This window comes from Zobellia sp. 1_MG-2023, assembly GCF_030549125.1.
In the GTDB taxonomy this organism is placed as follows: domain Bacteria; phylum Bacteroidota; class Bacteroidia; order Flavobacteriales; family Flavobacteriaceae; genus Zobellia; species Zobellia russellii.
The window spans coordinates 208,128-220,798 of the sequence record NZ_JAUOSY010000005.1 but is presented as its reverse complement, the minus strand read 5'-3'; the positions used below and the strand labels follow the sequence as shown (position 1 = coordinate 220,798).

The window sequence follows — 12,671 nt, the reverse complement described above, 5'->3', positions numbered from 1 at the left end:
AGCTAAACTGCTATCTAATTTCTAGCATAACTAGACCTAGGCCTGCCTGCGTAATGATTCCTCCGGTTGCCCGACCTACCAATCTAAGCTGTACATCTCCTTTAGCTGCAGTATCAATATCGGTCCATGGAGTTACAATTAAACCATCTACAGAAATTGACAATGCAGGCCCGAAACTACTGCTATTAACATAGGTCCAGTTAGACCCCCCATCAGTAGAGTATTGCAGTGCTATAGACAATTCGCCACCCAAACCAAGTGTTAAACCAGTAACATTAGCAACTATGCGAATTTCACTTGCATCGGATAGATCCATTTGAATGCGATGAACATCTAATCCTAAAAATTCTGTTAGAGATAAATTACCAATACTAGTCCAAAATGTGGGAGCTATTCCACTTAAAATTGTAATAACCGTACCTGCTGTTTTGTTATATAACTCGTATGGAACACCCTGCACGAACATCATGCTATTGTTCAAATCCGTATTATAGACCATGAGACCATCTGGTGGACTAACCAATGCGTCCATTTCTACTGTAGTCATCCTAGGCATTAAGAGACCACCTGTTGTAGATTGAATATCCAATGCCGCAGCCGGGTCGGGAGTTAAAGTATTTATACCCACGGATTGAGCTTTAGCGGAGTATGAAAAAACTATGAGAAGAATGACTATGAAATAGTTTTTGAATAATTGGAATTCAGGTTTAAATACGGCTACTGATTTCATGTTGATGTAAGATTTACAAGTTAGGTTGTTCAACTAATTTTAAAAGGTTTTCTGAATATACTTAATAATCCGAAAAAATTGTAAGATTATTACTATTTAATAATTACCAAAACAAAAGTATCATCTTAATTATTTAATGAAATAGAATGTTGTAAAACCTACTTAAAATTGATGTAAACAAACGATTTTTGTTATTTAAAAAAATTACAAATATCATTATATCAATTATTTAAATACCTATTTTAAAATTGACGAAATCGTTGTAGTCATCGGGATTTGTAGCAGTTTTAACTGTGTTATTAGTAGGAATTTTTACATAACTATAAAAAACCATTTGTAAGAATTATTTTAACCCGCATAATTTGGGATAACTATGAAATAGCCCCTATTTTTGTCTCTTTGGTCTCAGAGAGGCATATTAATGAAGCACTTACTACTCATTTTAGCGGTATCCATGTTATTAAAGCCTTTATGGCCTTTAATCAACTATGCCGTTAACTATGATTACATTGTTACCAACCTTTGTGAGAATCGGAATCAACCTATGCTTCATTGTGATGGTAAATGTTTCTTAGCAAAACAGCTGGCCCAAGAGTCTGAAGAAAAAGAGAAAAACCCGTTTGAAAGCGAGCTTTCAAAACTGAAGTTACCAATTATAGATTGGTTCCAATCCTATCAATCCCAGTCCCTCCCATTAGATTCCGTACAGGCCAATTACAAGCGATATCTTGCGTTGGTTCCGTATGAACTTATTTCCGAAACCGGACAACCTCCCCAATTCATTTAGCAACACTCCGCTATTGCTGCAACGTTCACTTTCGCAATTTCCGAAGGTATTCTTGTTATTCCATGAACACTGTTCACAGGACACTTGCGGCATAGAATTCAAATCATATTTTTTATTCAACCTGATTGCAAGACGAGATTGTTCTGCAATAGTTCTCCATCTCGCTATTGCTTTCAAAATGTAAAACCAATGAAATTTTTTACCGTATCCAAGAGACTCAAACCACCTTTTAGTCTCTCCTTAAAAATAGGCTTAGCGCTATTATTCACACAGCTTTCCTCTCAAGAAATAAAGGCTAATACAGCTGTTTACCTATCAAGTTTTGTTCAAACCCATACTATTAACGGCTCCATTACAGATGAAAATGGCACGCCCCTACCTGGAGCCAATATTTTGGAAAAAGGCACTTCTAACGGAACCCTTTCCGATTTTGACGGAAATTTTTCCCTCCAAGTTACCTCTGATGCTGTTTTAGTTGTTTCCTACTTGGGTTATATCACCCAAGAAATAGACGTAAACCAACAATCTTCTATTTCTGTCCAAATGCATGAAGATGCCACGGGTCTGGATGAAGTTGTTGTTACGGCCTACGGAACATCCAACAAAAGGAGCTTTACAGGGTCTGCTAAAAAAGTAGCCACCGAAACCTTAACGCGAACCTCAACAGCAAGTTTTGAAACCGCCTTGCAGGGTAATGTTTCAGGCGTTAATATTTTTACTTCCGGCCAACCTGGAGGTGCATCAACCGTGCAAATAAGAGGTGTTGGGTCCATAAACGGACTTACAGAACCTTTATACGTGTTAGATGGTGTGGTCATCAATACGGATAAAACACTTAGGGCTAACGGTTCCGGAGCTACTGCCTACAACCCTTTGTCCACCATTAATTCTCAGGATATAGCCAATATCACCATATTAAAAGATGCAGCAGCGGCTTCCCTTTACGGTTCCAGAGCCGCCAACGGCGTGGTTATCATCACTACTAAAAAAGGAAAAAACGGAGATACGGAAATTACGTTTGGTATGGAACTAGGCACTAGCCGAAACCTTACCCAAGAGAAAAACGTAAATAATGAGCAATTTAAAAGCCTGTGGCAAGAAGGACAGGTAAACCAGTACATTCAGAATAGTGAAAATGGGGAATTTTCCAGAGTGTATGACGATGATACACTTTATGCCTCGTATCAAAACCAAGCTCAAAGCGATTATGAGAGTATTTATGGCACCTCTGATGCCAACTCTGATTGGTTGGATGCCATTTACCAGCCGGGTACTCTTAGAAAATACAATCTATCCGCTAGAGGTGGAAGCGAGAAAACATCTTTTTATATCTCTGGAGACTACTTTGACCAAGACGGAACCATTATTACAACAGGCTTAAAACGGTATTCGGGAAGGGTTAATTTGGAAAATCAAGCCAAAGATTGGTTGCGCATTGGCATTAATTTATCCGTTGCCAAAACCGACAGAAATGCCGGGAACTATGACAGCGGTTATGCTGGCGGACTCAATCCGTTGTACATGGCGCGCGTATTACCTCCAGCTGCACCAATTTACGACCCTAATGGCTATGAGGGTATTGCAGACCTACCCAACGCCATAGAAAAAAATGCCAACCCCGTGGGTGTTCTTGAAGTAGGGAAATACTCCAATACCGAGTTTCGCACCCGTGGTGATATTTTTGCCGCTATAGACCTGACCAAAGACCTTAAGTTTAAATCAACTTTTGGGGTAGACCATCAATCTAACGCGGAAACCTTTTATGACAACAAAGAATTTGGTGCCGGTGGTGGTGTATGGAACGGTGTTCTCTACGTGGTTAAAAGTGAAGTTTTGCAATACACAACTTCCAATCTGCTCACCTATAACAAGCAACTGAACAAACATGGCTTTGGTGCGCTTCTAGGTCTTGAACTACAAGAGTCGGAAATGAGCTCTATTAACAATTCCGGGTATGATGTTCTAGACAGCAACTTACTTTCTTCCAGTTCTATTGGAACGCTTTGGTCATGGAACGGGTACAGCGAAAACTATTCGCTTTTATCCTACTTTTCCCAGTTCAATTATAATTTTGATCAGAAATATTACTTAGCCACTAGTTACAGAAGGGACGGCTCTTCACGTTTTGGCGAAGATTCTAGATGGGGCGATTTTTGGTCCGTTTCCGGAGGATGGATCGCCACGGAAGAAAAGTTCATTGACCTTAATGGTCTAGATTATTTTAAATTGAGAGGAAGCTACGGAACCAACGGAAACTTACCTCCGGAATTTTACGCTTCTTTAGCTTTCTTTGATACCAGCGGCAAAGGTTATGGCGGTTCTTCTGGACTTTCATACGGACAATTGGCCAACCCAGACCTTTCATGGGAGTTGAGTTACAATTTTAATATTGGTTTTGATGCGGTGCTTTTCAACAAGTTGAATATGACCGTTGAGTACTTTTCCAAAAACACAGAAGACCTATTGTTGAACATTCCTGTTTCCGGTACAACAGGTTTTAGCGACCAATTACAGAATTTTGGGGAAATGACCAATAAAGGCTGGGAATTTGAACTGGGCTACTCCCCTATTGCAACCGATAGGTTCTCTTGGAATTCCAGGGTAAACCTAACACTTCTAGACAATGAAATTACTAAACTAAAAAGCGATTTGATTCCCAGCTACGGTTCACGATATGGGCAGGACCCGACCATTATAAAAGTAGGCGAAAGCCTGAACTCTTTTTACTTAAGAGACTATGCCGGTGTTGATAAAACCAACGGTAGCGCCCAATACTATGTTCTTGAGAACGGTGAGCGAACAGGCGCAATTACTACCAATGCAGAAGAAGCCGGTTTTGGTATTTTCGGAAAAGCGCTGCAAGATGTTCAAGGCGGTTTCTATAATCAATTTACGTATAAGAACTTTAGTCTTGACTTTCTTTTCACTTTTGGTATAGGTGGCAACGCGTATGATCGTACGGCATTTAAAAGGGACGATGACGGTTTTGCCCCACAGTTTACCAACACCGTAGCACAGTTAAATCCTTGGAATCCAAATAATCCGGACTCCCATGTGCCTATCCGTATAAACGGAAACACAAGTTTCTCCAATGACGTATCTACTAGACATTTGTACAATGGGGATTATTTAAAATTGAGAAATCTAAAACTGAGTTTCAATTTACCGGAACTGAAGTTTATTAAAAGCGGAACGCTATATGTACAGGGCGATAATTTATTCCTTGCAACCGAGCTGGATGACTACGACCCTGAGGCGGTTTCCAATGGAGTTAACTTTTTTCAAGTACCAACGGCCACAAGTATTTTATTAGGTCTTCAAATAAAATTATAATCAGATGAAAAGTATCCAATATATAAAAATAGGCCTTTTGGCAGTCGTCCTTACAATCCAACAAGGTTGTAATGAAGATGTTTTGATCCAAGAACCAGATCACGTTATTTCAGAATCATTAGTGATTAATTCCGTAGAAAAACTTCAGGATTTATTGAACGGTTCGTACAGTGAAATTTCGGATGGTTCGTATTTAGGAAGAACCCTGTACAAAAGAGCGGCCGTAAAAGGCACGGATTTTAGATTTGTAAAAACTACGTTCAACCCAAGAGATTACGAGCAGACCGAATATCGTTACGAAGAAAGCAGTAACAACAACGGTAGCGCAGAAAGTATGTGGCTACAATGCTTCAAGGCAATTGGCAACCTCAACCTAATTCTTGATAACATTGAAACTGCGGAAGGCAACGATAACGAAAGACAACAAATTAAAGCACAAGCCCTAGCATTAAGAGGGATGATTTATTTTGATCTTACCCGTACCTTTTCTTACCCGTGGATACGTGAAGGTGCCAGTGCTCAAGGAATGCCGCTGAATTTATCCTCTACCGAAACTATTACCGAACGGAGTTCACTTGGAGAAACATACGAACAAATCATTGTAGACCTTAACGCGGCCCTAAATGAAATCGAAGACAATACTTGGGAACAGGGCAGTACAAAGTATATGACCAAAAGTGGCATTCATGCCCTTTTGGCACGTGTGTACCTGTACAAACAAGATTGGGAGAACGCACTCACCTATTGTAAACAGGTGCTTAGCGTAAAAACCGAAGCGGATTTAATGGATATTTCCACCTATATTTTTGATGATTATACTACGGAATCTCTTTTTGAACTGAGCATAACTACAGATAACTCGGTAGGAAGTAACGGCCTTGGAGCACAATTTGATTTAAGGGATGGAGGCCAAGGAGATGTCATTGCCACCCAAACTTTTGTTGACCTTTTACAAGCATATGAGGGCGACCCACGTGCCGATTTGTTACTTGAGGATAAAGAAGGTACCAATGCCGCATTCGTAAAATACATTAACCGAAGTGGTGGTAGCGGATTAAGTATTCACAACATTCCTATTCTACGCCTATCCGAAATTTATTTGATAGCTGCGGAAGCATGTGCCAACGGGGCAACCGGTGGTGACACCCAAGCTTTGGTTTATTTGAACACCCTGATAGCTAAACGTACCACAGATTTTGACACCTATAAAGCAACAGAAACCGGCGAAGCCTTAAAAGCAAGAATTGCAGAAGAAAGAAGACGAGAACTTGCGTTGGAGGGCCACGCAGTGTACGATTATATACGAACAGGAAAGAATATCAACAGACCTGAGTTCGACCACATAAACACGGGCGTAAACGTAAACAATCTTAATATTGAAGCTACATCGGCAAAAACCATCTATCCTATTCCTGCAAGCGAGATAGAAGCTTCACAAATGCAACAGACAAAAGGTTACTAAACACTATACCATAATTACCTTTTGAAAATAGCGGAGCAATGCTCCGCTATTTTAATTTTTAAACCCCCATGTGCCCGGAACTAAAAATCGTTCAAGAATATGTAAGCCGTTTTTATGGTTGATAGGTCTTCGGTAACATCTGTCCATGCAAAATAAACCTTATCCCCAACTAAAGTCATCTGTGGAAATCCTGTTTTCCTAGAAGCACCAAGCTTACTAACAACAATCGCTTTTGACATTTCACCGGAACGATTCACCTTTGCCGTCTTAATCTGAGCTTCTTCGTCAACAGTCTCCATCCAACTAACTATAGCATTTTCCTTATCAAGCAAAATAAGGTCTACCCTACCCATAGTAGTGTTATCACTAATTAGAATAGGAGCATCAAAATTTTCACCTCCATCCAAAGAAAAAACCAGTTTTACCTTTGGTTCGTTGTTTACGGCAGTAAACCAAGCAACGGCTAGGTTATTATTAATAGCATCGGCCTTGGGACCATTAACGGGACACCCGTTTATCTCCCATCCGTCATCAAAAATAAATTTAGGCTCCGTCCATTTTCCATTTACCTGTCTCGTAATGGCAATATCCCTTATTTCAGCATCAGTTCTATCCCTATATAAGACAACCGGGCCATTATCTGTAATTGCCGCTGTAGTCTGACAGCAACTACATGTTTTGGCATCCAAAAGCACCTCATTACTGACCGTTCCATTTACTGCTATTTCCGCAGCGCGGATATTCATGTTCCCTTCATGACCGTGGCCTCCACCTCCGGTGTTTCTACCATCTAACCACGTAACAAAAAATGCATCTTCGTTATATGGCAACATGGTTACAAAACCGTGTTCCGTTTTAGTACCGTCCGTATGCAAGGGCAGATTCGTACGCCAAGAAACATCCGTATTAGACTTTAGATGTAACTGAATGTCATACGAAAAAGTTTCTTTGGAAGATTTCCTGAGTACATGCGATAATAAGTTTCCGTTGTTTTCCGCAATCGTTGGAAAATCGGCCCAATTAATAAACCAATCGGAACCCTGAACAATGGTTTCCGGTTCCGTCCATTCGCCTTCAGCTAATCGGGTAAATTTAAACTCGGCCAAAGAATCATTTAGTTCATGAACCCATGACAGTAAAGCCCCATCATTGGCAGTGAATAAACTAGGTAATGAACTACCGCTCTTTACAGGCGAAACCAGAGGGTTTACAATTTTCTTCTTGCTTTCCGTATTACTAACCTCTTCTTGTTTGGGAACCTCTTTACAAGAAACCAGCAAGACCATAATACCCATTGCGGCATACCCTACACTTTTCATTACTCTATAGCTTTTAATTTTTTGATCATTTCCGGTGAATCCCACGTAGTGGCACCTATAATTTCATGAACCTTTTCCCCAGATTCGCTGAAAATAAAGGTAGTAGGAAGTGCGTGCACACTAAATTGGACCAATCCTCCTGTATACCTTAGATATTTAAATTTGTACGGTACGGTCTGTTTAAATTTCTGAATTGTTTTCAGAGATTCTTCCGAAGCCAAAAGAATAACATACCCTTCTTGTTCCAAAACGGGTTTAGCCTGCATTAAACTGGGCATTTCTTGAATACAGGGTTTACACCATGTAGCCCAAAAATTAAGTAAAATGCGTTTCCCTTTAAAATCGGACAACGAAACGGCATTCCCCTCCAAATCCATGAATACTGCCTCCTTTTGTTCAGTTTCAACGGAAATGTCTTGACTTTTTTCGGCTGAATTCTTCTCTTTACCTATCTTCTTACAAGACATCGTCCAGAATAGACAACCTACTAAAAACATCAAACGTATCTTCATTCTTCAGTTACGGAATATAGATTGTAAAGATACCTAAAGTCTGTAGCCTAGCGGAAGTCATTTTCCTAAAAATGGTACAGAAGAAAATAATTTTTAAATAGTAAATAGGTTCATTACACGATAAATGCACCTATGAACGTTATCAATATAACTACAATCTAATCTTGGCACCAAATTTGGGTATCTTTGTTTGGATTGTGAACACGATTAAATTCAAAAATGGTATGATGGAACGACGAGCATTCATAAAAAAAAGTGGAATTGCAGGCATTACTTTAGCAGCATTGCCCAATTTGGCATTCTCCAAAGATTTTGAGTATAGCATCTTAGAATTAATGGGCAAAACAGATATAAAGCTTTACGGAAAAGGCATAAACTTGCGCAAAGAGGCCCATGATGCTTTTATTGAAATGAAAAAAGCCGCGTACAGTGATGGCATTGATTTAAAAGTGGTTTCCAGCTACCGTAATTTTGAGCGTCAACGTTCTATTTGGGAACGTAAATATTTAAAATATACAGACGACAATAATATGGAACCTTTAGAGGCCATTGACAAAATTATAGAATACTCTACTATACCCGGGACCAGCAGACATCATTGGGGAACGGATATTGACATTGTTGATGGAAACAGAAATGTAAAAGGAGACATGCTCGTGCCTTCCAAGTTCGCCGAGGGCGAACCTTATGCCGATTTTAAAAAATGGATGGACGAAAACGCAAAGAGTTTTGACTTTCATTTGGTTTACACCGATGTTCCTGGACGAAGAGGGTTTAAATACGAGCCATGGCATTACAGCTACGCCCCTATTTCCGTACCTATGTTAACCGAATTTCGCAGAAAGAACATTATGCAGTTGCTAAAAGACGAAGATTTTTACGGCAGCGAACATTTTACCGAAGGCTTCTTAACCAGCTATATCCAAGACAATATCTTGGATATCAATACTGAACTTCTGTAGGTCTTTTGTATATTGAGCTACAAAAGAACACTATACCATGCGAAGAGGAAGTTGGAAAATCAGGATATTCATTGGCTTGGCCATTGTTGCATTCGCCTTTATTAAGCGTTGTAGCAGCAAAGAAGAAAACCCATATACAGGAAGGGTACAGACCATAAACATGAGTGCCGAACAAGAGATTGCTATCGGTCTCCAAAGCACTCCGGAAATCGCACAACAATATGGCGGTCTTTATCCAGACGAAAAACTACAGGCTTATGTAGACCAGGTAGGCAACAAGCTTGTACAAAACAGTATAGCGCGGGAAACTCCCTATCAGTATGATTTTCATTTATTGGCCGATGATCAAACTATTAATGCCTTTGCATTGCCCGGCGGCCCTATTTTTATTACCTATGCTCTATTCAAACAACTAAATGAAGCACAATTGGCAGGTGTACTTGGTCATGAAATAGGCCATGTTATTGGTAGGCATTCCGCAGAACGTATTGCAGAAAGTGAGCATTGGCAATTGCTTGCCACCGGTGCCTCCGTGGGTGCAGATGCAGGTAATCTTATTGGTGGTATTGGGCAGAACATTCTTTTAAAAAATGGTCGCGGCGATGAATTGGAAAGTGATGATCTAGGGGTTCTCCTCATGATGAATTCCGGCTACCAGCCAGAAGAAATGATCAAAGTAATGGAAATTCTAAAAGCGGCCGCAGGTCCAAACCGGGTTCCCGAATTTCAAAGCTCTCACCCTGACCCAGAAAATAGAATAGAAAAGATAGAGGAATCCATAGAAAAATACAAGAACCAATAAGTTTCTTAGAAAGTCTTCTAAAGCCTTTATTTTTTTATTTTACAAATCCCTTGAACGGTTGTTAAATTCGTTGAAATGCAAGGGCTTGTGTGCTAATTTAACTATCTTTACGGCTCCCAAATACTACCGTTGCTAACGCAGCAATTTAACTCCTTATAGCTTTTAAATTAACCGATGTCCCTAGACAAGACATCTAAAATAAAACTATATGGGAACACTATTGCATCTTAAAAATTTGTATACCGAAGCATTCGAGAACTGCAAGCCTGAATTAGTAGTACTACTTTTAAAGGTTTACTCGGTATTTTGTGGATTAATGTTGTTTATGGCTGTTTACGCGTTTGTACACAGAGCCCTGAACGGATTTGAATTTTAATTCGCACCGCTTTACCGCTCTTTTACGAGATACTATATGAAAAAAAACCCGACCATATGTTTATGATCGGGTTTCTCGCTTTAAAGAGCAATTAGCTAATTCAAAATGTTTAGCTTCCCATAGCTGTTTCAATAACCCTTAGGGCATCTGTAGCATTGGAAAGTTCTGCGTATTTTTTAACAGAGTATCCTTTATCACTTTTAATTTTAAGATTAGCCCCGTTGGCAATCAAAAGTTCTAAAATCTCTGCTTTGTTATAACGTGCGGCAAAAATTGCCGGTGTCATACCCATAGATTTTTTGTTAACATCCTCTCCTAGCTCTATAAATTTCTTTACAGTATCCAAATCTCCCTGCATAATTGCTTTACAGAAAGAACTTAGTTCTACGGTTCTGAACATTTCATAAGTTGAAGTGTTCATGGTCGTAATAGTGTCATTTGCCATTATGGCGGAAGTTCCGACCAAACAGGCCGTTGCGAAGGTTAAAAACGTTTTTCTCATGATGAATGATTTAAATTGATGAATTGTATTTGATTGTATAAAGTAGACTGGAGAATTCAGATTTTGTTACAGGAAAAAACAGACGATAACTTAACTTTAACATTTAGGACGCCCCAAAAACTAAGTAAAACACTGACGATTAGCGACTTAAACCAAGTCCTAAAATCCTTTTTTTATATCCACTTAAATTACGGGCATATTCTATTTTCATTAAAAATATTCACCAATTTCCCTAAAATGTGGCATCTCTAACAAAGCTAAAATCACTTTAAAAAAGCCCTTTTATAATTGGCATTTCCTCTTAGATCACTGTACTTTTGAAAATCTAATTTATCATAGCCATGAACAAAAAAGTAATACTTATGATTCTTGATGGTTGGGGCAAATCACCCAATCCCGAGGTCTCCGCCGTAGATAATGCAAATACTCCATTTGTTGATTCCCTATATAAGGACTATCCAAACGCAAATCTTCTTACCGATGGTATGAACGTTGGCCTTCCCGAAGGTCAGATGGGGAATAGCGAAGTAGGTCATATGAACCTAGGTGCTGGCCGTATCGTATATCAAGATTTGGCAAAAATTAACTTGGCCGTTAAGGAAAACACTTTAAAAGATGAGAAGGTCCTAAAGGATGCTTTCACCTATGCAAAAGAAAATAACAAGCCCGTACATTTCTTAGGTTTGGTAAGTGATGGCGGTGTTCACAGTCATATAAATCACATAAAAGGTCTTATTGAAGCCGGTAATGAGTCCGGTGTAAAAAACATGTACGTTCATGCCTTTACGGATGGTAGGGATGTTGACCCCAAGAGTGGGAAAAAATTCTTGACCGAACTTAGTTCATTTGGCGCCGATAAAAATGCCCAATTAGCCTCTGTAGTGGGAAGATATTTTGCTATGGACCGTGATAAACGTTGGGAACGCGTAAAAAAAGCATACGATGTTATGGTAAATGCCGAAGGCGAAAAGACTACGGACATTGCTGCTAAAATGCAAGAAAATTACGATAACGACATTACCGATGAATTTATAGAGCCTATTGTCATGACCGATAGTAACGGGAACCCAGTTGCTAAAATCACGGAAGATGATGTGGTTATTTTCTTTAATTTCAGAACAGATCGCGGCCGAGAACTTACTGAGGTATTGAGCCAAACAGATATGCATGAACAGAACATGCACAAACTAAAACTGTACTACGTTACTTTAACCAACTATGATGCTTCTTACAACGGTGTTCATGTGGTTTATGACAAAGCAAATATTGAAGATACTCTTGGTGAAGTCTTAGAAAGGGCCAATAAGAAGCAAATACGTATTGCAGAGACTGAAAAATACCCACACGTTACTTTTTTCTTTAATGGTGGTCGTGAGGAACCTTTTAATGGTGAACAGCGCCTATTATGTCCTTCTCCAAAGGTTGCTACATACGATTTAAAACCGGAAATGAGCGCTTATGAGATTAGGGATGCTATTATTCCCGAACTGAAAAAAGGCGAGGTAGATTTTGTTTGCCTGAACTTTGCCAATCCGGATATGGTAGGGCATACAGGTGTTATGTCTGCCGCTATTAAAGCATGCGAAGTAGTAGACGAATGTGCCAAAGCGGTTGTAACTGCAGGTCTTGAAAATGGTTATACATCCATTGTTATAGCTGATCACGGTAACTGCGAAACTATGGTCAACCCAGATGGTAGCCCTAACACTGCACACACCACTAATCCAGTTCCACTAATCTTGGTAGATAAGGATATAAAAGAAATTAAAGATGGTGTTTTAGGTGATATTGCCCCTACCATTTTAAAATTACTGGGCGTACCACAACCGGAATTAATGACGAGAGAAGCTCTTGTATAAAGAATACATCAATTATTTTTACCTTTG

General features: G+C 39.5%; 11 protein-coding genes. 7 read left to right on the top strand and 4 right to left on the bottom strand.

The genetic code is table 11. The features are described from left to right. Positions 1–10: 10 nt before the first annotated feature. On the bottom strand, positions 11–730 hold the full coding sequence (locus Q4597_RS12650) for a hypothetical protein (protein ID WP_215441328.1): 720 nt from the start codon (positions 728–730) through the stop codon (positions 11–13). A gap of 421 nt (positions 731–1,151) precedes the next feature. Between Q4597_RS12650 and Q4597_RS12645 the strand changes: the two genes are divergently transcribed. The 3 genes from Q4597_RS12645 to Q4597_RS12635 all read left to right on the top strand — a co-directional run bounded on the left by Q4597_RS12645 (position 1,152) and on the right by Q4597_RS12635 (position 6,312). Further along, positions 1,152–1,517, top strand: a complete 366-nt coding sequence (locus Q4597_RS12645) for a hypothetical protein (RefSeq protein WP_289041737.1) — start codon at positions 1,152–1,154, stop codon at positions 1,515–1,517. A gap of 189 nt (positions 1,518–1,706) precedes the next feature. Continuing rightward, positions 1,707–4,850: a TonB-dependent receptor gene (locus Q4597_RS12640; RefSeq protein ID WP_303406466.1), complete on the top strand. Its 3,144-nt coding sequence runs from the start codon at positions 1,707–1,709 to the stop codon at positions 4,848–4,850. Between the two features lie 4 nt (positions 4,851–4,854). Then, on the top strand, positions 4,855–6,312 hold the full coding sequence (locus Q4597_RS12635; protein WP_303406465.1) for a RagB/SusD family nutrient uptake outer membrane protein: 1,458 nt from the start codon (positions 4,855–4,857) through the stop codon (positions 6,310–6,312). An 80-nt stretch (positions 6,313–6,392) separates the two neighbouring features. On the opposite strand, the gene Q4597_RS12630 is transcribed toward Q4597_RS12635, so the two are convergent. Together Q4597_RS12630 and Q4597_RS12625 are read right to left on the bottom strand one after the other, a co-directional pair. Then, complete coding sequence (locus tag Q4597_RS12630) at positions 6,393–7,631, bottom strand: hypothetical protein (RefSeq protein WP_303406464.1); 1,239 nt, start codon at positions 7,629–7,631, stop codon at positions 6,393–6,395. Further along, entirely contained in the window at positions 7,631–8,098 is a 468-nt protein-coding gene (locus tag Q4597_RS12625; RefSeq protein ID WP_303406463.1) for a TlpA disulfide reductase family protein, read from the bottom strand. The genes Q4597_RS12630 and Q4597_RS12625 overlap by 1 nt, the downstream gene beginning before the upstream one ends. 272 nt (positions 8,099–8,370) lie before the next feature. Between Q4597_RS12625 and Q4597_RS12620 the strand changes: the two genes are divergently transcribed. The 3 genes from Q4597_RS12620 (at position 8,371) to Q4597_RS19765 (ending at position 10,283) form a co-directional block, all read left to right on the top strand. Continuing rightward, a complete protein-coding gene (locus Q4597_RS12620) occupies positions 8,371–9,105 on the top strand; it encodes a M15 family metallopeptidase (RefSeq protein WP_289041747.1) in 735 nt (244 codons plus the stop codon). Between the two features lie 37 nt (positions 9,106–9,142). Next, positions 9,143–9,907, top strand: a complete 765-nt coding sequence (locus tag Q4597_RS12615; protein ID WP_303406462.1) for a M48 family metalloprotease — start codon at positions 9,143–9,145, stop codon at positions 9,905–9,907. 208 nt (positions 9,908–10,115) lie between these two features. Then, on the top strand, positions 10,116–10,283 hold the full coding sequence (locus tag Q4597_RS19765) for a DUF6747 family protein (protein ID WP_317195445.1): 168 nt from the start codon (positions 10,116–10,118) through the stop codon (positions 10,281–10,283). A gap of 109 nt (positions 10,284–10,392) precedes the next feature. Here Q4597_RS19765 and Q4597_RS12610 read toward each other — a convergent pair whose 3' ends face one another. Next, entirely contained in the window at positions 10,393–10,785 is a 393-nt protein-coding gene (locus Q4597_RS12610; protein ID WP_215911772.1) for an ankyrin repeat domain-containing protein, read from the bottom strand. A gap of 341 nt (positions 10,786–11,126) precedes the next feature. Here Q4597_RS12610 and gpmI point away from each other — a divergent pair, with 341 nt between their 5' ends. Further along, positions 11,127–12,644, top strand: coding sequence for a 2,3-bisphosphoglycerate-independent phosphoglycerate mutase (gene gpmI / locus Q4597_RS12605; RefSeq protein WP_303406461.1), 1,518 nt, complete (start codon positions 11,127–11,129; stop codon positions 12,642–12,644). Positions 12,645–12,671 lie beyond the last annotated feature (27 nt).